This is a genomic window from Pseudomonadota bacterium, assembly GCA_016719885.1.
Classification (GTDB): Bacteria; Pseudomonadota; Gammaproteobacteria.
The window spans coordinates 378,659-399,706 of record JADJYF010000026.1 but is presented as its reverse complement, the minus strand read 5'-3'; the positions used below and the strand labels follow the sequence as shown (position 1 = coordinate 399,706).

The 21,048-nt window shown below is 64.8% G+C and carries 18 protein-coding genes and 1 pseudogene; 12 read left to right on the top strand and 7 right to left on the bottom strand.

Annotated features, from left to right (window positions below; genetic code table 11):
• Nucleotides 1-62 precede the first annotated feature (62 nt).
• From IPM80_22570 to IPM80_22560, 3 genes are all read right to left on the bottom strand, one after another.
• Nucleotides 63-854, bottom strand: a complete 792-nt coding sequence (locus tag IPM80_22570; GenBank protein MBK8961130.1) for a trypsin-like peptidase domain-containing protein — start codon at nt 852-854, stop codon at nt 63-65.
• Nucleotides 854-1,846 (bottom strand): UDP-glucose 4-epimerase GalE, encoded by a 993-nt coding sequence (gene galE / locus IPM80_22565; GenBank protein ID MBK8961129.1) that lies wholly within the window; start codon nt 1,844-1,846, stop codon nt 854-856. Before galE ends, IPM80_22570 begins: the two co-directional genes overlap by 1 nt.
• Nucleotides 1,847-2,053: 207 nt before the next feature.
• A complete protein-coding gene (locus tag IPM80_22560) occupies nt 2,054-3,337 on the bottom strand; it encodes an O-antigen ligase family protein (GenBank protein MBK8961128.1) in 1,284 nt (427 codons plus the stop codon).
• A 152-nt stretch (nt 3,338-3,489) separates the two neighbouring features.
• Here IPM80_22560 and IPM80_22555 point away from each other — a divergent pair, with 152 nt between their 5' ends.
• From IPM80_22555 to IPM80_22535, 5 genes are all read left to right on the top strand, one after another.
• Nucleotides 3,490-3,936 (top strand): hypothetical protein, encoded by a 447-nt coding sequence (locus IPM80_22555; protein MBK8961127.1) that lies wholly within the window; start codon nt 3,490-3,492, stop codon nt 3,934-3,936.
• Between the two features lie 518 nt (nt 3,937-4,454).
• Nucleotides 4,455-6,317 (top strand): methanol/ethanol family PQQ-dependent dehydrogenase, encoded by a 1,863-nt coding sequence (locus IPM80_22550; protein ID MBK8961126.1) that lies wholly within the window; start codon nt 4,455-4,457, stop codon nt 6,315-6,317.
• A 426-nt stretch (nt 6,318-6,743) separates the two neighbouring features.
• Nucleotides 6,744-7,169, top strand: coding sequence for a copper-binding protein (locus tag IPM80_22545; protein MBK8961125.1), 426 nt, complete (start codon nt 6,744-6,746; stop codon nt 7,167-7,169).
• Nucleotides 7,170-7,175: 6 nt separating this feature from the next.
• Nucleotides 7,176-8,093 (top strand): quinoprotein dehydrogenase-associated putative ABC transporter substrate-binding protein, encoded by a 918-nt coding sequence (locus IPM80_22540; GenBank protein ID MBK8961124.1) that lies wholly within the window; start codon nt 7,176-7,178, stop codon nt 8,091-8,093.
• Entirely contained in the window at nt 8,077-8,808 is a 732-nt protein-coding gene (locus IPM80_22535) for a hypothetical protein (GenBank protein ID MBK8961123.1), read from the top strand. The genes IPM80_22540 and IPM80_22535 overlap by 17 nt, the downstream gene beginning before the upstream one ends.
• Nucleotides 8,809-8,845: 37 nt before the next feature.
• On the opposite strand, the gene IPM80_22530 is transcribed toward IPM80_22535, so the two are convergent.
• From IPM80_22530 to IPM80_22520, 3 genes are read right to left on the bottom strand one after another with little or no spacing between them, the layout of a single operon-like run.
• The gene (locus IPM80_22530; protein MBK8961122.1) at nt 8,846-9,664 is read right to left on the bottom strand and encodes a formylmethanofuran dehydrogenase subunit C; all 819 of its coding nucleotides are present in this window, start codon (nt 9,662-9,664) and stop codon (nt 8,846-8,848) included.
• Complete coding sequence (gene fhcD, locus IPM80_22525) at nt 9,661-10,554, bottom strand: formylmethanofuran--tetrahydromethanopterin N-formyltransferase (GenBank protein ID MBK8961121.1); 894 nt, start codon at nt 10,552-10,554, stop codon at nt 9,661-9,663. The genes IPM80_22530 and fhcD overlap by 4 nt, the downstream gene beginning before the upstream one ends.
• Nucleotides 10,551-12,581 (bottom strand): formylmethanofuran dehydrogenase subunit A, encoded by a 2,031-nt coding sequence (locus IPM80_22520; GenBank protein MBK8961120.1) that lies wholly within the window; start codon nt 12,579-12,581, stop codon nt 10,551-10,553. The genes fhcD and IPM80_22520 overlap by 4 nt, the downstream gene beginning before the upstream one ends.
• Before the next feature lie 1,118 nt (nt 12,582-13,699).
• On the opposite strand from IPM80_22520, the gene IPM80_22515 reads away from it, so the two are divergent.
• The 7 genes and pseudogenes from IPM80_22515 to fae all read left to right on the top strand — a co-directional run bounded on the left by IPM80_22515 (nt 13,700) and on the right by fae (nt 20,224).
• Entirely contained in the window at nt 13,700-14,701 is a 1,002-nt protein-coding gene (locus IPM80_22515) for a GHMP kinase (protein ID MBK8961119.1), read from the top strand.
• Nucleotides 14,702-14,758: 57 nt separating this feature from the next.
• On the top strand, nt 14,759-15,676 hold the full coding sequence (locus IPM80_22510) for a methylenetetrahydromethanopterin dehydrogenase (GenBank protein ID MBK8961118.1): 918 nt from the start codon (nt 14,759-14,761) through the stop codon (nt 15,674-15,676).
• 4 nt (nt 15,677-15,680) lie between these two features.
• Nucleotides 15,681-16,817 carry an ATP-grasp domain-containing protein gene (locus IPM80_22505; protein MBK8961117.1) on the top strand — a complete coding sequence of 379 codons (1,137 nt, stop codon included), beginning with the start codon at nt 15,681-15,683 and terminating at the stop codon, nt 16,815-16,817.
• A gap of 12 nt (nt 16,818-16,829) precedes the next feature.
• Entirely contained in the window at nt 16,830-17,813 is a 984-nt protein-coding gene (locus tag IPM80_22500) for a methenyltetrahydromethanopterin cyclohydrolase (protein MBK8961116.1), read from the top strand.
• Nucleotides 17,810-18,720, top strand: a pseudogene (locus tag IPM80_22495) (RimK family alpha-L-glutamate ligase). Before IPM80_22500 ends, IPM80_22495 begins: the two are co-directional and overlap by 4 nt.
• The gene (locus IPM80_22490) at nt 18,717-19,577 is read left to right on the top strand and encodes a triphosphoribosyl-dephospho-CoA synthase (GenBank protein ID MBK8961115.1); all 861 of its coding nucleotides are present in this window, start codon (nt 18,717-18,719) and stop codon (nt 19,575-19,577) included. The pseudogene IPM80_22495 and the gene IPM80_22490 overlap by 4 nt, the downstream one beginning before the upstream one ends.
• 134 nt (nt 19,578-19,711) lie before the next feature.
• Complete coding sequence (fae, locus tag IPM80_22485; GenBank protein MBK8961114.1) at nt 19,712-20,224, top strand: formaldehyde-activating enzyme; 513 nt, start codon at nt 19,712-19,714, stop codon at nt 20,222-20,224.
• 81 nt (nt 20,225-20,305) lie between these two features.
• Here the strand turns inward: fae and IPM80_22480 are convergent, their stop codons facing one another.
• Nucleotides 20,306-21,001 (bottom strand): nickel transporter, encoded by a 696-nt coding sequence (locus IPM80_22480; protein MBK8961113.1) that lies wholly within the window; start codon nt 20,999-21,001, stop codon nt 20,306-20,308.
• Nucleotides 21,002-21,048 lie beyond the last annotated feature (47 nt).

Below are 21,048 nucleotides of genomic sequence, written 5' to 3'. Positions count from 1 at the left end.
CAGAGTGACGAGTCCACGCCTCGGCCCGCGCCACCGCAAGTCGTGGGTGCACTCCGCCAAGGTCATGGCGGCGCCGGCAGGGTGGCCATCAACGCGACCAGGAAGCGTACGGGGATTGCGTAGGAGATGGCGCTCGGGTCGCGCAACATGTCTTCCTTGGTGTGCTTCACCAGCACCTGGTTGATGATGCCGACCACCGCGCCGTCGCGGCGTCGGTACAGCGGGCTGCCGCTGTTGCCCGGATAGGCGACGGCGTCGAGTTGTATGACTTCATACGGATCGCGCAGTGCGGCTATCCGCGCGCGTGACAGGTCCTTGGCGCGCGCGGCGGACGTGGCAATCGGTGTCAGCGCCGAGACCATGCCTCGGTGGGTCACCGGGTAAAGGCCGAGAATGGCGCCGATCGGGAAACCGGTGAACGCGACGCCGTTGCCTTCCCGCACCGGCTGGTCGGGATCAAGTTGCAAGGCCGGCAGGGCGCCGCCGGCGATGCGCAGCAGGGCGAGGTCATGCGCGGAGTCGGTGGCCACCACTTCGGCATCGCGCTGCTCGGCCTGGGGACCGCGACCGACGTACACCACCAGGCGCGACTTGGAGCGACCCGCGGCGGGTTGCGCCTCGACCACGTGCAGATTGGTCGCAACCAGGCTGCCGTTGCCGACCACGAAGCCCGTGCCATGCAGCGAATTGGGCGGCGTGCCGAGGATGTCGAATGTGCCGATGCCGACCACCGAGGGTCGTACCCGGTCGACGATGTCTGCAAACGAGGTGGCCGCCTGTATGGGGGCGGCGACCAGCAACAGCGCGGCAACGGTCGCCAGGCGCCGCCATCGCGCCATCCCTGGCCACTGCATCAGCGCTGCGCCGCGGCCAGCAGGTGGCGCTCCCAGGCCAGCGAACTTTCCACGATCACGCGCAGATCGTCGTAGCGTGGCGACCAGCCCAGCACTTCGCGGATGCGGTTTGCCTGCGCGATGAGCAGCGGCGGATCGCCGGCCCGTCTGTCGGTCTCCACTACCGGCAAGGTGCATTGGCTGGCGCGTGCAACTTCGTCCAGGACTTCACGCACACTGTAGCCGTGGCCGTAACCACAGTTCAGCGTGGTCGCGGCGCCGCCATCGTTGAGATAGTCGAGCGCCTTGATGTGCGCGGCGGCGAGGTCGCTGACGTGGATGTAGTCGCGTACCCCGGTGCCGTCCTTGGTCGGGTAGTCGGTGCCGAAGATATAGAGCTTGTCGCGTTTGCCTAGCGCCGCCTCGACCGCGACCTTGACCAGTAGTGTCGATTCGGGGGTGGATTGCCCTATGCGGCCATCGGGATCGCTGCCCGCGACGTTGAAGTAGCGCAGGATCACCGAGCGCAGGCCATGGGCGATGCCGGCATCACGCAGCATCAACTCGCTCATGAGTTTCGATTGGCCGTAGGGGTTGATGGGGCTGGTGGCGGTGTCTTCGGCGCAAATGCCATCGCCGGGCATGCCGTACACGGCCGCGGTCGACGAAAACACGAATTTTTCAATGCCGGCCGCGACACAGTTCGCCAGCAGACTGCGCGTCGAACAGGTGTTGTTGGCGTAGTACTTGAGCGGATCGCTGACCGATTCAGGAACTATCGTAAACGCGGCGAAATGCATTACCGTATCGATTGCATACTCGCGCAGGACCCGCGCCACCAGGTCGCTGTCGCCGGTGTCTCCGACCACCAGTTCCCCGTACAGCACCGCGTCGGCGCGGCCTTTGCTCAAGTTGTCGAGGGTGGTCGGTTGGTGTCCGGCCTCGCCCAGCAGTTTGACGACGTGACTGCCGATATAGCCGGCGCCGCCGGTTACCAAGACTTTATTGCCCATTTCCTGTTTCGGCCTTTAGTTGCGTTTATCGAACGGAGGAAGCCGCGGCCGCCATGCCGCGACCGCGACACGAGTCTTGCACAGCCGCGCGAGCGCGGACCGTGTATTCGGTCACGCACCGAGAGGCAAGCGCAGGCTTGCCATTGGTGTCGGCCCCGCGCACCAAAGGTTGAGTGGTCTGCGCGGCTGCGGAAGACCGCAATCTGCTCATGTGTGGTGCGAAACCTCTCGGGCCGCGTGTCCATGTTTCGACTCGGTACGCTGCAGGCTTTGCCCGATTTGGAGACCGGCGACCAGCAGGCCAATGCACCATAGCTGGATCTCGGCCTTCATGTAGTTGGCGAACAGACCTGCAACGAACGCCACTGTCAGCGAGCCGCAGATGGCGGCGAGCATGGAGGAAAGCACGATATTGGTCCCGGTTTGCGCCACGCGCTTGGCGCGCAGTCCCAGTCGCAAGACCGCCAGCACACCGAAAAATGCCAGAAAGATGCCGGGAATACCTTGATCAGTGACGATGGTCATGAGCGTGTTGTGGGATGCGCGCCCGCCTTGCGCGGTCAGCCACGTGGTATCGAGGTAGACGGGGCTCAGTTCGGTGGTGGTATCGAAGCCCAGACCAAAAGGGTGGTCGAGGAACATCTGCCATTGCGCCTGGATGATCACCAGACGCGAGCGCGCGCTCTTGTCGGCTCTTTCTTCGTCGCGTGCGGCTTCGGATATGGTGCCGATGCGCTGCCAGTACTCGAGGGGGGTGTACGCCACCAGCGCGACCAGCGAGAGCGCGGCAAGCGCCATGATCGTTTTGCGATGAATCTTCGGTGAAAACATCAGGTAGACAAAGCCACCGCACACCGCCCCCAGGAACGCGCCGCGGCTCTCGGTCTGCACCACGCCATTGGCGATGAGCGGCACGGCCAGCACGACCAGCCATCGCCGCCAACCTTTTTGCGTCAGGATCAGCGAACCCGCGAACAGCAGGCCGGTCGACATGTGCATGCCCAGCGTATTGGAGTCGCTCACGCCTGGCCCGCCGACGCCCTCGAGGCGCCCGTGGCCGGCGGCCTGGTAGGCCAGCAAGCCGAAATACAGGCAGCCTGCCACATGAGCGTAGGCGAAGCCGACCAATCCCTGCTCGTCGCGAATCAGGCGGTACATGAGGTACAGGAGCACGATGTACTTGGTGAAAAGGATTAGTCCGTCGAAATGGCGGGCGCTGGCCCACGGCAACTGGATCCACATCCAGACGACATAGAAGACCGCGAGCTTGGTCACGGTGTGGGAGAACCAGGGTGTCTGGTTCTTCAATGAACTCGCACTTGGCAGCGCAATCAGCGTCGCCACTGCCGCGGTCAGCGACCAGCGCAGATCGGGCAGGCCCGCACCCCACCAGCGCATCGGAGGGTGAAGATAGAAGGCGCCGATGTAGGTATAGAAGCCCCAGCGTGGGTCGGTGGTGAAAGTCTTCAGCAGGCCAAACAGGTAGGCCAAGACGAAGGCTATCCCGGTTAATGACATTGCGGTTCGACTCCAATCCCGGGGCGCGCCGACGCTACGCGCAAATCCGTCCCTGTGCCTGCGGGCGTATTGACAGGTGGCCGCGGCCATTATCCGTGCAACGATCGCTCTGATACCATAGCTCGATGCGAGGTATTGCCATGAAAACTGTGCTTCCGCTGATAGCGCTGTGGCTGCCCCTGACGGCAGCGGCGAACGATTATCCGACACTCGAGCGGGTCGACCACGTCTTGACCTGCATGCGAACCAATGGCGGCCAGAATGTCGACAATCTTTATGCCTGTTCCTGCGAGATAGACATCGTCGCCCAGCAGCTCAGCTTCGAGGATTTCACCGAGGCGCGTACTTTCGAGATCTACAAGCGCATGCCGGGCGAGAAGGGCGGGCTGTTCCGGGACAGCGACCGCGCCAAGGACGTGGTCGGCAAGCTTGAGCAGGCGCGCGCCGACGCCAAGAAGCGCTGCTTCGTGGGCAAGAAAGTACCGCACGCCGATCCGGCAAAAGGCAAACCTGAAGGGGGGGCGGCGAACGGCGTGCCGAGCGCGATTACGCCTGCCCCGGGCGGTTCCTGAGGGTGCTTTCAACGCTTGTGCAAGGGCTCGCAATGGCGGCGCCAAAGCGGTTGCCGCCTAGGAAAATATCCCTATAATTGATTTCAACCTGGGTCAGGATCGCTCGTTATTTCCTGCCCGGGATCAACAAGAAAACAGCGCCCGCGACATGCTTCATGCGCGGGAACGCGAATCGAGAATCGTGCCGGGCAGCGCGCTTCTCGGAGCGACAAAGCGTCGCTAACCGTTGTGCTCTTACTCGCCGATGCGGTCATGATGACGCAATGCGAGGCAGGCGCGACCAGAGGGGTGGATCAACATTGGGCGAAAACTCGTTTTCGTACATGTCATCCGGCTCGCTTACGCGGGTCTGCGCCCCGCTCAGCCTCGCCCCCAGCCATTCGGCACCGTATTCTGAATTTCACCCTACCGCTTTCCTATGCTCTGAGCCGGCTTATCGATCTCGGGTCGGTGCGGAGCTAAAACTTTCAAGAGATCCATGAAGTGATTGTTAACAAGAAAGTGTGAAGGAGGAGGTCATGAGGAAAGCATCGTTGAAACGATGGCTCATTGCGGCAGCCTCTCTGGTAGCGTTTACCGGCACCGCCCAGGTGTTGGCCAACGAAGGACTCGAGAAGCTGATGAAAGATCCGAACTACTGGGTCTATCCCGGTGGTAACTACTGGAACTGGCGCTATTCGGAGTTGAATCAAATCAACAACACGAATGCCCAGAAGCTCCAGGCGGCGTGGACGTTCTCCACCGGCGTGCTGCGCGGCCATGAGGGTGGTCCGCTGGTGCTGCCGGCTTCGGCCACGGGCCTGAAGAACGACACGCTTTACATCCACGCTGCGTTCCCGAACAACGTATTCGCGATCGACCTCGATACCCTTGAGGTCTTATGGGAATACGTGCCTGTTCAGGACTACGACCAAACCGTGCCGGTCATGTGCTGCGATACGGTCAACCGTGGTCTGGGTTTCGGCGACGGCAAGATCCTGCTGCAACAGGCCGACACCACGCTGGTCGCGCTGAACGCGAAGACCGGTGAGAAAGTGTGGTCGGTCAAGAACGGCGATCCCAAGCTGGGCCAGACCAACACCAACGCACCGCACGTCATGAAGGACAAGGTCATCACCGGTATGTCGGGCGCCGAATTCGGCGTGCGCTGCTGGATCAATGCCTACAGCCTGAAGGACGGCAAGCGCGTGTGGCGTGCCTACAGCATGGGTCCCGACGCGGATATGCTGGTCGATCCGGCCAAGACCACTGCTCTCGGTCAGCCGATTGGCCCCGATTCTTCGCTGAAGACCTGGAAGGGTGACCAGTGGAAGATCGGTGGCGGCTCGGTGTGGGGCTGGTGGCCGTACGACAAGGAGCGCAATGCGCTCTACTACGGTACGGGTAACCCCTCGACCTGGAACCCGGTCGTTCGTCCGGGCGACAACAAGTGGTCGATGTCGGTCTGGTCGCGTGACGTCGATACCGGTATGGCCCACTGGGTCTACCAGATGACGCCTCACGATGAGTGGGACTACGACGGCATCAATGAAATGATCCTGGTCGATATGAAGGTCAAGGGTCAGGACACCAAGGCCCTCGTGCACTTCGATCGTAACGGCTTCGGCTACACCCTGGACCGCACCAACGGCGCCTTGCTGGTTGCCGAGAAGTTCGATCCGGCGGTCAACTGGGCCACCCACGTCGACATGAAGACCGGCCGTCCGGAAGTGGTTGCGAAGTACAGCACCCATCACAACGGCGAAGACGTCAACAGCACCAACATCTGCCCGGCGGCTCTCGGTTCCAAGGACCAGCAGCCTGCCGCGTACAGCCCCAAGACTGGCCTGTTCTACGTGCCGACGAACCACGTCTGCATGAACTACGAGCCCGTCAGCGGTGGTGAGTATGTCGCTGGTCAGCCCTATGTCAACGCGGTCCTGAGCATGTTCCCGGCTGGCCGGGTCTCGCCCGGTGCCGAGTTCGGCAACAACGCCGACAACAACAACCTCGGCAACTTCATTGCCTGGGATGCGGACAAGGGCAAGATCGTATGGTCGATTCCGGAGCGTTTCTCGGTGTGGTCGGGCGCCCTGGCAACCGCCGGTGATGTCGTGTTCTACGGCACCCTCGAAGGTTACCTGAAGGCCATCGACTCCAAGACCGGCAAGCTGCTTTGGAAGTTCAAGACGCCGTCCGGCATCATCGGCAACGTCAACAGCTGGGGCCATGGCGGCAAGCAGTACGTCGGCGTGCTGTCGGGCGTCGGCGGCTGGGCCGGTATCGGCATGGCGGCAGGCCTCATCAACGCTACCGACGGTCTGGGCGCCGTGGGTGCGTACAAGGGCCTTTCCAGCTACACCCGCCTCGGCGGTGTGCTGAGCGTGTTCAGCCTGCCCTGAGGCAGATTGGACAGGCGACGGCTCGGACCTTGATCCGAGCCGTTGGATCCTCGAACCCGGCGCTCACAACAGCGCCGGGTTTTTTTTGGAACTCGCGTACGAGGGCCCGGTCTTGGCAATGACGCGCGACCAACCGCGAGCCGTTGCGTTGGCCAAGGTGCGGCTCGCGAGCCGCGGCACGAGACATGGATTTGATCCGGATTAAGCGCGCCGCGCGTAAGCAGCTTTCCAAGACGCGACGTCGGCGGCATGTTGGTTGACTCGCGAACGACCTCTGGTATATCAAGGCGCCGCGAAGTTCAGCACGAATTCACCGGTTCACGCTTAGCGTCAACATGACTGCGGCCAGCAGCCGCATTCTCAATTCAACTCACGGGGAGTCCAGATCTGATGATTAAGAACGCGGTCGTTATTGGCGTTGGCGCAATGCTGCTTGGAGCCGCTACGTTTGCCCAGGCCGACGAGCACATCGTGCAGGCCGTGGTGACCCAATGGCGTCCGATGGTGACCTTTGCCAAGCCCGGCGACACCATCCGTTTCACGGGCATGGCCGGCCATGATACGCAGACCATCGAGGGCATGATCCCCGAGGGCGCCACCACCTGGCAGTCCAAGCTCGGCGAAGAAGGGTTCGTGGCCACGGTCGACAAGGAAGGCGCGTGGATCTTCAAATGCAATCCGCACATGACCACCGGTATGGTCGGCGTGGTGGTGGTGGGCGATGCTCGGCCGCCGGTCAACCGCGCGGCCATGGAAGCGGCTCTGCCCAACGTCAAGGTCGGCAAGAACATGGTGCAGCGTGCGCTCAAGAAGATGGATCAGGCGCTGGCCTCGGGCTCGAGCGCGGAGTAAGCGGTCGTGGTGAAAGACGACACCGCCTACCCGCGCGCCGCCGGTGACCAGCGGTGGCGTCGTAAGTGGCAAGTGGCGGTGTCCGTCGTGCTGTGCGTGCTCGCGCTCGAGTGCGCTCGTGCCGAGGCGGGGACCGAGCGCACCGCGCTCAAAGTGTGCGCCGACCCTTACAGTCTGCCGTCGTCCAACAAGCAGCTCGAAGGTTACGAGAACAAGATTGCCGCCTTGTTCGGTCGCAAGCTCGGACTGCCGGTTACCTACGAGTGGTTCCCGCAACGGATCGGCTTCATTCGCAATACCCTGACGAACAACGACACGCCGGATGGCAGCTACCGCTGTGACCTGGTATTGAGCGTGGTCGAGCATTTCGACATGGCGGCGACCACGCGGCCCTGGATGCGCTCGGCCTGGTCGATGGTGTACGTCAAGGGGCGCGGCCTGGACTACCTCAAGACCCAGGACGACTTGGCCAACAGCACGCCGGAGCAACGCGCCGCGCTGCGCATCGGTATCTGGGACAAAGGGCCGGCGACGCAGTGGCTGGCGCAAAACGACCTGATGGAGCGCGCTACGCCCTACCAGAGCATGACCGGTGACGTGCAGGAGAACCCTGGCAAGATCATCGAACGCGACCTGGTCGACGACAAGATCAACCTTACCTTCGTGTGGGGGCCGATAGCCGGCTTTTACGCCAAGCAGATCAAGAATGTCGACGTGGTGGTGGTGCCGCTGCACAACGAGCCCGGCATGCGTTTCGATTTCCAGATCGCCATGGCCGTGCGCTTCGCCGATAAGGCGTGGAAGGCGGAGGTCGAGAAGCTGCTGGCGGACAACCAAGCCGAGATCGACGCCATCCTCAAGGACTATGGCGTTCCCTTACTGCCCCTCGTGAACCAGGACAGCTCGCATGACGACGATGATTAAACTGCTGGCCGTCGGTTGGCTGACGTTTGCCTTGTGCGCGCCGGCACTGGCGGCGGAAGTGCAGGCTGCTCCGCAACCGGCAGACGCGAAATTCTCCGAAGCCGAGACGCGCATGTGGATGACCGACCAGCTGCGCAATGTCACGCGACCCATCAATTTGCACTACGAATTCCACAAGACCGGCAGCTTCGAGCCGGACTTCAACTTCGATGACGGCGTCGAACTAAAGGTCGAGAAAATCAACGCCGACGGCAGCAAGGACGGCACGGTGCAGTTCTTCACCGGTGAGCACAATTTTCCGGCGCCGCCGATGGAAAGCGTGACGGTCAACCCGGTGTTGGGCCACTACCTGTACGGCGACGTGATGCAGATGAACCGCCTCACCGATCCCAACGGCGAGGCCCGTGAACGCTGGCGCTATTTCCAGCGCCGTATCAAGTTTGCCTTGTCGGACGACGCGACCGTCAAGCCGGTGAGCTTCGAATTCGACGGCCGCACCTGGCAAGGCCATGAGATCAGCTTCATGCCCTACGCCAAGGATCCCAAGCGCAACATGTTCGAGAAGTTTGCCGACAAGCGCTATAGCGTGACGGTCAGCGACGAGTTGCCGGGTTACCTCTATCGTATCGAAACCGTCATTCCGGATGCGAAGCCGGAGCAGCCGCCGCTGATCCGCGAAGTGCTGCAACTGACGAAGGCCCAGCCGGCAAGCTGAAGGCCTCGCGCCGAGGCGCAGAGGACGGGGTGACCGCTCAGGCCTGCGCGGCCACCAGGATCTCGCCCTTGCCGCCGTAAGCGATGTCGCCGCACAGGCGACGCGCGCTGGCAAAAGCCGCCAGGCGTTTGGCGAAGGCCGGATGAAACCCGGCGAGGTACTGGCGCAGCAGCGTCATCACGCCCAGTTCGAATTCGCCGCATTCGCGGAAGTTGCCACTCACGGACGAAGGTGTCTCGCTCAGGAGCAGGGTGCCACGCCGCATGCCCATGCCGGCGTGCGCCGCGGTGTGGCCGAACACCACGATGGTGCCGGCCAACATGCGGTCGCCCAGATACTCGCCGGCGTTGCCGCCGACCACCAGCAGGCCGCGGCGCATGCGTTCGCCGCAGCTCGTGCCAACGTCGCCGTTGACCACCAACACGCCGCCGTTCATGCCGCGTGTGGCGCCGGGCGCGAGGCCGCCCACGGCGCGGCCGGCCGAGCCGCCGATGTGGACATGGCCACCCAGCATGCCCATGCCCGCGCCATCGCCGGCGTGACCGCTGACGCGGAGTTCTCCGCCGCGCATCTCGCGACCGAGCTCATCGCCGACCCGGCCGCGAACCTCGATAAGACCTTCACGCATGCCGTTGCCGACCCGGTGACACCCGCCATGCAGATTCACCAGACGCAGGTGGCCGGCATCGTCACCGCTCAACTCGAACAGCTCACCGAGCGCGCGCTGACGGCCGCCCGTCGGGATACGCAGACGACGCAGGGCAGCGGGCGTGAGGCCGCGCAGCGCGGCGGGCGTGAGCACGCCGAGATCCAGCGAGCCGCCCTTGTCCATGAGCTTGAGGGTCAGCGCACTCATTTCAATATGGTCCGCAGCTTGAAGTGGTAGGGGCCGAGATTGCCGCCGTAATTGCCCGCGCTGATGCGCAACACGCCATGCTTGCGCCCACGACAGGCGGCGATCACACCCACCCGCGTTGCTTCGGAGATGCACTCGGCATCCAGGCCATCGATGACGATTTCGAGCACCGCGCCGACCTCGGCGCCGAGTTCGCTGTTCACCGCGCCTTTCAAGGTCGGGCAGAACAGATGATTGGTCGAGGCCGGCAAGGTCTTGTACTTCGAACCGACCTTGGATCCCGAGCGCACCACGCCGCCCGGAAAGGGCATGATCACGCCCGGCACTTTCTGCATCGCCACGATGGCGCGCTCGGCCGAGGCCAGCGCGCTGTCCTGGTCGGTGGCGAGGATGAGGAAGTTACCGCCGCCGATGGCCTTCACCACCCGCGTGTTCTCCTCGCACAGAAACTCGCCATCCATCACCGGTACACGCCAGTAACGCTTGGCGCCGAGCTTCTTGGAAAGCTGCCAGCCATCGCCGAAGAACCTCAGGTTCTTGCCCAGCGGAATCGGGTCGCCGGCATCGAGTCCAGCGAAACAGGCGCTGGTCGGCGAGGTCAGCACGCACTGACCAACGCGGTTCTGCACCTGCTTGATGAGTTCCTTGTTGCTCATGGTGAACAACAGCACGGCGGCGCCTGGGCGTCCGTCCGGCGTCTCGGCGCCCTTGAGACGGCGCTCCACACCGGCTTCGCAGCCGCAGGCGATGACCGAGGTCGCGAAGCCGGTCATGGCACGCACCGCGTGATCGACCCAGGTCTCGTTACGGGCGGTGACGATAATGCGCGTGGCCTTCATCGGAAAGGCCTCGGCGAAAGTGTTATCGATGGCGACGCCGTTGATTTTCATGCGGGCCTGGTCGCGTGCACCTCGAGCGCGCCGCGTCCCCCGTCGCGGATCTCGTCATCCGCGAGTCGTTGATTGTCCTTGCGCACCGTCATGTAACGCTCGAAGTACTGGTCGAGTTCACGTTCGATGGCGTGGTCGTAGTCGGGATGCACCGCATGGGTTGTGCCCCATACTTCTTCCACCACGCGTCCATCCCTGACGATGAGCTGGCCGTTCTTGAACACCAGTTCCGGCGTGCTGAACATCTTTTCGCGATCGGCATCGTCGCGATACACGGTGATGTGAGCCGCCGCGCCGATGGCCAGCGAGCCGAAACCGTCCAGGCCCAGGGAGCGGGCCGGCGCCGCGCGCGTCAGGATGGCGATGTCGTAGAGCGAATACTCGCGGTCCAGCGCCGCCAGGCTGCTGGCCGCCGCCGCATCGGGGTGGATGGTCGCCAGCATGTCGTTACGGAAACTCCTGTCCATCAGCAGGCGGATGAGGTGCGGGTAGCTCGTGAACGGCGCGCCGTTGGGATGATCGGTCGTCAGGAAGATGCGCCACGGGTCGTCGACCTTGAGGAACAGTTCCAGGCCGATGGCCCATTGCAGCGCATTGACGAAGTTCTGGTTCTTGTAACGGAACGGCACCACGCCACAACCGGCATCGCATTCGATATCCATGCCCACCCATTTCTTCGGATTGGCAAAGGCGCTGCCGGCATACTGCCGCATGCTGTCGCCGGATTCCGTGACGGTGCGGCCGAACATGATCTGGCCGACGTCCAGCGAGATGTTCTTGTGGTGGTTGACGGCTTCGGCTATTTGCGCCGCGCCCGACGAGAACTTGCGATCGCCCTCGGTGCCGTAGCTGTGAAACTGCACATGGGTGAGATGGGCGCGCAGGCCGTCGAGGGCCTGGATGGTGGCGAGCGTCGTTTCGAAATTGCCCGGCACGCCGAGATTGCAGCCATGGATATGCAGCGGATGGGCCACGCCGAGTTCACGCACCGCGTTGGCGAGGGCCAGCAGGATGTCGCGCGGCGTGATGCCGTAGCCGCTGTTCTGTTCATCGAGATCGAGCTTGCGCTGGTTGAACTTGAAGGCGTTGATCCCGCCAGGATTGACGACCTTGATGGCCATCGCCTGCGCGGCGTTCAAGGTCCACGCCACGTAGTCGCGGATGAAGGCCGGCGAGCGTTTGTCGCGCAGCGCGCGCAACAGGAAGTCATCGTTGCCGAGCAACACGTAGGCGCCCTTGTCGACCATCGGCGTGTCGGCCATTTCCATGTGGGCCTGGCGCGCGTTGGCGGCGAGCATCGCCGGTTCGAAGCAGGCGACGTAGCCCATTTCCGCGTAGCGATAACCGGTGGTGCGAGTGGCGGGCGCGGCGTGACCGCAGCCGGCATGGGGATGGCGCCCGCCGTCGACCAGCGACGCGGCGTGGTCCTCGGGCAGCATCAGGCGTGCGATGTTGACCTTGCCGCCGCCGATGTGGGTGTGCAGATCGATCGCACCCGCCATGATTACCCGGCCGGCCAGCGCGAACTCCTGGTCGGCCGGCCGGCCGTCGCGCGGTGGCGCGACCAGGCGGCCGGCCTCGATGTAGAGATCGCGCACTTCGCCGTCGACGCCGTTGGCCGGGTCGTAGATGCGCGCGCCACTGAGCTTGATGAGCGCGCTCACAGGGCGGCCTCGATGGCGCTCACCACGCTCGCAACCGACGGCAGGCAGCTGTCGCGCTGGCGAGCGAGCGGCAGGCTGACGACGGTATCGGCGCGCAGCAGGCGAGCGGCGTGATCGAGGCCGGGCGTGCCGACCGGGATGAACACCGCTGGTTCGGCGCCGGGCGCGACATCGCTGGCGCCTAGCACGACAGTCTCGGTCAGCGGCGCACCGCGTGGTAGCTGGCCGAGTCTGCCGAACGCATCTATCCACAGCAGCGCGTCGACGCCCGCGGTCTCGAGCAGCTTGGCGGTGGCGATACTGTGCGGCTGGTAATCGATGCGATTGCCGTAACGTATGCGCAGCGGATAACCCGTCAACCATGCGCAGGTGCCCACCGCCGTCTGGCCGCCATCGTCGCCGCCCAGCGGCAGCAAGGCCGCGCGCGTGTCGCGATTGAGTTCATCGATGATTTCGCACAGCAACGTCAAGGTCGGGTCGCGCGGTTCGGCGAGGCGCCCGGGAGCGAATACCAGGCCGCTATAGTGGGCGCCGCGCAAACTGTCGGCGAGTGTCACGAGCTTGGCCATCGGCAGGCCGGCCACGCGCGTGGCGGGCAACGGCTGTTTCTTCAACAGCGCGAGCAGCGCGTGCAGCACATCGACGATGGCATCGTTGCTGCACTTCAGCGTTTCACAGTCGAGCAGGGCGGGCGCGGGCGGCGTATTGCCGAGATAGACGATGCGCCTCGCCGCCAGCGTGTCGGCATCGAAGGCGTGTTGCGGACGCAGGCATCGGCGCGCGAGATTCTCGTAGCGATCGGCCAGATCGAGGCCGATGAGCAAGACGAAGTCGGCGCGATTGCGCAGTTCCGACAGCGTGGTCGCATACCAGCCACGGGTTTGCAGCAGACGCGCCATCGCCGCCAGCGCTTCGCCGTGCGCATGATCGAGGGCGGCGCCGCAGCGCTCGGCAAGATTGACGACCGAACGCATGCCGTCGACGTCGGTGGCGAGGCCGGCGAACAGCGCTTGACGTGCGGGCTTCAAGATTTTCGCCGCGGCGCGTATCGCGGCATCGAGCGTGACTTCGCGTCCGCCTACGCGCGGTGTCGGAGACAGCGGCGCGCGTGCGAAGTCCTGGCTCGCGCGGCGGCACGCGTTGCGCGTGACGGTGAAGCCGCGATCGGGCGTCGGGGCGAGCGCGATGTCATCGCACAGCAGGGCGCAGAACGGACATACGGCTGCGTGTGGTGAGCCTTTGTCGGCGCTCTCTACCAGTGGCTGAGTTTCGCTCACGCTATGCAATCCCGATCCGATGACACCGGTGCCTTGGCGATGTCCATGTTTGCCATCGCCGTGGGCGCGTCCTGCAAGCAAAACTAACACAGCTCGCGATGCCACTCTAGGCTTGCCGTCGACCTCGATCGAGGGCGCGCGCCTCTGTCCGAAGATCGTCACCGCATCCTATAATCCAAGGCATTCCATGGATCACGAACAGCGATGGCGACAGCACCCCGCAGTACGCGCATTGAAGCCCCGGCTCGCCTGCACCTGGGCTTTCTCGATCCGAGCGCGAGCCGTGGCCGGCGCTTCGGCAGCATCGGGCTGGCGCTCGACAACATCGCGACCGTTGTCAGTGCGGCACCGTATGCCGAGTTCGTGATGACCGGAGCGGGCAGTGAACGCGCGCGCGAACACGCGGCAAACGTCATCAGCCACTACGGTTTGAACGACGGCCTGCGCGTCGAGATAGAACAAAGCATCCCGGCCCACGCCGGGCTCGGCTCAGGCACGCAGCTCGCGCTTGCGGTCGGCACCGCGCTGCTCGAAGCCAATGCGCGCAGCGCCGACATCACGGAGCTCGCGAGCCTGCTCGGGCGCGGCAAACGCTCGGGCATCGGTCTTGGCCTGTTCGAGCACGGTGGTCTCATCGTCGACGGCGGCCATGGTCCGCTGACCAGCAGTCCGCCCATCATCAGTCGCCTGCCGTTTCCCGCGCACTGGCGCATCGTGCTGATTTTCGATCATGCCAGCGAAGGCCTGAGCGGGCGCGCCGAGAGCGCGGCGTTTGGCGCGCTCGAGCCGATGCCGCGAGCACAGGCGGCGCGCCTATGCCACGCCACGCTCATGACGCTGCTGCCGGCGGTGGCGGAGCAGGATTTCGACGGCTTCAGCACTGCCATTGCCGAAGTGCAGACCATCGTCGGCGATTATTTCGCGGCCATGCAGGCGGCTGGCGCCTACACCAGTCGGCGCGTGCGCGCGGCCGTCGACCACGTGCAGGCGGTGTGTGGCCTGGCCGGCGTGGGACAAAGCAGTTGGGGCCCGACCGCCTTCGTGTTCACGCCATCGCAAGCAGCGGCCGAAGACGTGGTCGCCGAGTTGCGGCACGCCTGTGTCGATATGCCCGGCCTCGATTACATGATCACGGCGGCACGCAATCACGGCGCCCGCATCGAGCGCGACGCGCCGAGCACGGCGCCTCGCATTGCCTTGGCCTGACCGCGCGCGGCGCGTCGACAGTCGCGCGAAGTTTTGAAATCTGCGGGAGCAATCAGCATGCAACATCCCCACCTGCTGCACATCTTCAGCCCCACCAAGTACGTCAGCCCGTTCGACATCAACATGGCCTATGAAGCCAAGTTCGACGCGGTGATCCCGTATTGCAACGTCGAACTGGAGGAGATCCAGGCTCTCACCCAGGACACGATTTTCTCGCGCAGCCCGGAAGGTGTACGTCGCACCGGCATCTTCATCGGCGGCCGTGAATTCGATCTGGCCTTGAAGATGCTGGAGGCCGCGCGGGCCGCGATGGTGCCGCCCTTCACGGTGTCGGTGATGGCCGATCCCAGCGGCGCCATCACCACGGCCGCGGCAATGGTGGCGCTGGCCGAGCACTGGGCGCGCAAGAAGGCCGGCGGCGATCTCGAGGGGCGCCGCGTGTGCGTGTTCGGCGGCACCGGACCGGTGGGTGTGTGCACGGCCTTGCTCGCCGCGCGCTGCGGCGCCGAGGTGGCGATCGTCAGTCACCAAGGACGTGGCGCGGCGCTGGTGGCGGCCGATCGTCTGAGTCGCGCGCACGAGGTGAAACTCGACGGCCTGGATGGCAGTTCGCCGGCGGCGGTGCGCGCTTGGTTGCCGGATATCGAGGTGTTGTTCAGCGCCGCGCGCGCCGGTGTCGAAGTGGTGAGCGCCGATACCTTGCAGGTCGCCTCCCGTCTGGCGGTGATCGCCGACGCCAACGCCGTGCCGCCCGCCGGCATCGCCGGCGTCGGCGTCAAGGACAAGGGGCGTGCGCTGGCGCTGGCCGGCGGTCATGAAGCCAGTGCGCTAGGCGCGCTCGCCATCGGCGACATCAAGTACAAGGTGCACACCGCGTTGCTGCAACAGATGTACGCAGCCCCGAACCCGGTGTTCCTGGCCCACGAGGAAGCGTTCGCGACCGCGCGTGAGATTGTTGCCCGCCAAAAAAAATAGCCTCTTGATCGTTGCCCGCACCGCGCGGCCACTGGTCGAGATGGCGCGTGAGGCGGGTTATGTGCCGCACGCCATCGACCTGTTCGGCGACGACGACACGCGCGCCGCGGCGTGCAGCACCACGGTCCTCGAGCCCGACAGGCATTTCGATTTCGATGGCCGCCAACTGTTGGGCGCGGTGGCCGCCTACCAGGCGTTGCAGGGGCCGCTGCCGGTGGTGTGTGGCAGCGCCTTCGAGCGCGCGCCCGGCGTGTTGGCGAAGCTTGCGCGGCACGTCACCGTGCTCGGCTGCGATGACTATGCCTATCGTTGCCTGCTCAATCCGCCGGCGCTATTCGCAAGCCTGCGACGTGCCGGCATCGCGACACCCGCCACGCGCTGGCAAGCGCCACGTCGCGTGCAAGGCTGGTTGAGCAAGCAGGCGGGCGGCAGCGGCGGCGCGCACGTGAGCGTGCTGGAAGAGGACGGCAGGCGAGGCATCGCGCGCTACTACCAGCGGCACGTCGAGGGCGCGAGTCGTTCGGCGCTGTTCATCGGCAATGGTCGCGAAGCGCGTTTGCAGGGCTGCTCCGAGCATCTGCGTTGGCATCGTCAATCGCGCTTTCGCTACGAGGGCGCGCGTCGTCTTGACGAAGTGCCTGGCGAGTTGCGTCGGCAACTCGTTCACATCGGCGCGGTGCTCGCCGCAGCGCTGCGTTTGCGCGGCTGCTTCGGCATTGATTTCCTGTGGCGCGAAGGGCACGCGCCGCTGCTGGTGGATATCAATCCGCGACCGACGGCCACACTCGAGCTGTGGCCCGAACGGCAGCGTATGTTCAGCGCGCATCTCGCGGCTTGTACCGACCAGACGCTCTTGTATAGTAGCCGCGAAGATTCGCGCCAGCGTGCGCACCTGGTGTTGTACGCGGAGTGTGACTGGCGCGTGCCGCGCGCCGTGGCCTGGCCCGAATGGATAGCGGATCGCCCGCCGGCCGGCAGCCTGATAGTGCAAGGTGCGCCCCTGTGCACCGTGCGCGCGGAGTCGGCCACGCACGCCGCGCTGGCGCAACTGCTTCGCAAGCGTTATGCCGACCTGCGCGCATTACTCGACATGCCCGCGCGCGCGCCGCTGCCGGCAAGCATAGACATAAGAAACATGTGAGGGGAGGTCAACATGTCGGAACTCAAGCTCGACAGGAACTGTAACGTCAATCTCGCGGTGCAACCCTTGGTCAGCGCTTTGCGCGAGCACGCCGCGCGCTACCGTGTCGGTGTCAGCCGCCTCGACAACGGCGTGACCATCATCGATGCCGGCATCGCCCACGTCGGTGGCCTCGAAGCGGGACGCATCATCAGCGAGATCTGCATGGGCGGCCTGGGCTGCGTCACGATCACCAGTGGTTCGCCGTTCGCGCAATGGCCGTGGCAGGTCAATGTCACCGCCAGCCATCCGTTGATCGCATGCCTCGCTTCTCAATACGCGGGTTGGAGCCTCAATCACGGCGAGGGCAAGGAGGCGTTCTTCGCGCTCGGCTCCGGGCCGGCGCGCGCGATGGGCAGCAAGGAACCCTTGTTCGATGAACTCGGTTATCGCACGCCGGCCGGCGACACGGTGATCGTGCTGGAAGTCGACAAGCTGCCGCCCGCGCCGGTAGCCGACAAGATCATCGAACGTTGCGGCATCCGCCCCGAGCAGCTGACCATCATACTCACGCCCACCACCAGCCTTGCCGGCGGCGTGCAAATCGTGGCGCGCGTGCTGGAAGTGGCGTTGCACAAGTTGCACGAATTGAAATTCCCGCTCGCTGACCTGGTCGACGGCGCGGCCAGCGCGCCGCTGCCGCCGCCGTCGCCGAACTTCATGAAGGCGATGGGGCGCACCAACGATGCCATCCTGTTCGGCGGCCAGGTGCAACTCTACGTGGCGAGCGACGACGATGCGGCGCGGGCCTTGGCCGAGCAGATGCCGTCGTCGGCCTCACGCGACTTCGGCAAGCCATTCGCCGAAGTGTTCAAGGGCTATGGTTACGATTTCTACAAGGTCGACCCGATGCTGTTCTCGCCGGCCATGGTCACCGTGACCAACGTCAAGAGCGGCCGCAGCTTCAGCGGCGGCGCCTTGAATGCCGGCTTGCTGGAGCAGTCCTTCGGCGCGTGAATCGGTCTGCCCGCGCGCCGCGCATCGTTATTTTCACGGACGAACCGGGCTGGCACGGTGCGCAGCTGAGCGCGTGGTTCGCCGCACACGGCGCGCATGCCAGCTACGTGTCCTTGACCGAGTGCCACGTCGATCTCGAGGCCAATGCCGCCGGCTTCGTCGTCGGTGCGCTGGGCGATGCCTTGCCCGACGGCGTGTTCGTGCGTGGCATTCCCGGCGGCTCGCTGGAAGCCATTACCTTGCGTCTCGATGTGCTGCATCGACTCGCCGCGCTCGGCGTACCGGTGATCAATTCGGCGCGCACCATCGAACGCACCGTAGACAAGGCCATGACCAGCCTGCTGCTGCACGGCCATGGCATACCCACGCCCGCGACCTTCGTCAGCGAATCGCTGGAGCGTACGCGCGCCTACGTGGAGGATGCGTTGTCGCGGGCGTGACGCTGGTCAAGAAGCCATTGTTCGGCTCGCAGGGCAAAGGGCTGCGGCGCATCACCGCCATGTCGGATCTCGGTTACCTGATGCCGGGCGAAGTCTGTTACCTCCAACACTTCATCGCGCTCGACGCCGAGCATTACAGCGATTATCGCGTGATGGTGGTGGAGGGGCGGGCGCTGGCCGCCATGCAGCGCATCAGCAGTCATTGGATCACCAATCGCGCGCAGGGCGCGAGTTGTCATGCCTTGCCGCTCAGCGATGAACTCGCGCACTGGGCGGAACAGGCGGCGCGCGCGGTGGACGCTGATTACGCCGGTGTCGATCTGCTGCGCGATGCCGACGGCCGTTGGCTGGTGACGGAAGTCAACGGCATTCCCGCCTGGCAAGGCCTGCAATTCGCCACCGGTCTCGACATCACCGCGGCGCTGGCCGCGGCCTGTCTGCGCCGCGTGCACGCGGCGCACGCATGAGCGTATCGCTGGACCAAGGCCAGGTGGCAGCGGCACTGGCGAAAGCCTGTCGCATGGACGTGGTCGCATTCAAACCGGGCAATGTCAGCCTGTGGTCGGCCGGCCACGGCATGGCGGCGAGCGACTTCCTGCGCAGCGCCGAGGTCGCGGTGCCGTGCTTGAGCGCACCCGCGGCCAGCATCGGCGCACGCATCGAAGGCGCGGTCGCGGCCACCATCGCGACGGTGGGATGCAATACCAATCTCGGCATCGTCCTGCTGTTGGCGCCGCTCGCGCGCGCCGCGCAGGACCTCGCGCAAGGCGACCTGCGCGCGCGACTCGCGCGCCAGCTGTGCGCGCTCGACGCCGAGGACGCGGCGGCCTGCTTTCGCGCCATCTGCGTGGCCGCGCCGGCCGGGCTCGGCGAAGTGCACGAGGGCGATGTGCGCACGCCGCCCGCCATGGGGCTGCGCGATGCGATGCAGCTCGCCTCCGTACGCGACCGCATTGCCGCTGCCTATGTCAGCGACTACGCCGAGATCTTCGAGGTGGGCGTGCCGCTGCTGGTGGCGGCACGTCAACGCTGGCGTTCGCTGGCCTGGGCAAGCACCGCGTGTTATCTCCACCTGCTTGCGCGTGCGCCCGATACGCACATCGAAAGGAAGTGGGGAAACACGCTTGCCATGGAGGTTTCCACGCGCGCCCGAGCGGTGGAATCGACCCTTAAAGCGTGCGAGAATCCAAGAGCGGCCGTCGCCCATCTACGGGACTTCGACGACGAATTGAAAGCAAGAGGCGTCAATCCGGGAACCAGCGCGGACCTGACCGTGGCATGCGTCGCGGTACTGCTGCTGCAATCGCGTCTCGCAGGACAATAACAAAGCGGGCGCGTGCCGATTCCTAAGCCGCACGCGTATACGAACGCTGACGAGGGGTTGGCGCAATGTCGATTTTCAAAGCACTCTTCACAACTCAGACTGCACACTCAGCAGCATTAGAAGGAGAACAAGGCATGGCAGTGGTAGATCGTGTTCTGGTAGGCGAATCCTTGGTCGGCGATGGCAATGAAGTCGCCCACATCGATTTGATCATGGGGCCGCGCGGCAGCGCCGCGGAAGCCGCTTTCTGTAATTGCATCACCAACAACAAGGACGGCTTCAGCAGCCTGCTGGCGGTGGTTGCACCCAACCTGGCGTGCAAGCCGAACACCGTGATGTTCAACAAGGTGACCATCAAGGGTTCCAAGCAGGCCGTGCAGATGTTCGGCCCGGCGCAGCGCGGTGTGGCCATGGCCGTTGCCGACAGCGTCGAGGATGGCACCATCCCGGCCGCCGAAGCCGATGACATCTTCATCTGCGTGGGCGTGTTCATTCACTGGCTGGCGGAAGACAACGCCAAGATCCAGGACTACAACTACCAGGCCACCAAGCAGTCGATCCAGCGCGCCATCGCGCGTTCGCCGAAGGCTTCGGAAGTGGTCGCCAAGAAGGGCTCGGTGGATCATCCGTTCCAGGCCCACAGCTAAGGCACACTGCCCGATGCGAGCGGCGGCATCAGCCGCCGCGAGACGCCCCGCCCATGCGGGGCGTTTTTTTTGGTGTCGCGCTCATACCGTCGCCGTCGATATGCGGCCTTCATGCAAGGCGGTCGCCACCAATGCCCCGGCCACGCCCTGCGCGGCGAGTGCGCGAAGGTCGGCGTCGTCGCGTACGCCACCGGCCGCGTACAGCGCGCAATGCGGCGCACGCGCGCGCAGCGCGGCAAGCCCCTCGAAGTCCGGCCCGCCACCGCTGCCGACGCGCGCGAGCGTCATGTGGATGAGGCGCGTGGGCCACAGTGCCGCGTCATCGAACAGCGCAGCGCAACCCAAGGGGTCACCTTGCGCGGAGCTGTCGAGCGACAGCACGCGGCGCGTGGCCGGCACCAGGTCGCACAGGGCGTGGTAGTCCTCGATGCCGGGCAGCGATTCACTGCCCAGCACCACGTCGATGTTCGGCAAGGCCGGCAAGGCCGTGTACTGCGTCGGTGTGCGTAACCCCGAGTCCAGCCACAGGCGCAGGCGAGGGTGGCGCAGGGCCAGCGCGTGAATGATGGCGAGGTGCGGCGCGCCGCCGCCGATGGCGTCGAGATCGGCGATGTAGAGCTGGGAGAAATCGCCATGGGCGAGGATGCCGTCGACCACCGCGCGTGGCTCGGCGCTGTTCGCCAACGGCGTCACCAGCGGGCGATAATTGCCGCGGTCGCCGCGCCGTGCGTGCACCACCACGCCGCCCTTGAGATCGATGACAGGAATGATGTCCATGCGAATGAGTGACAAGCCAAGGTTGTGCGCGGCGCATGGTAACGCAG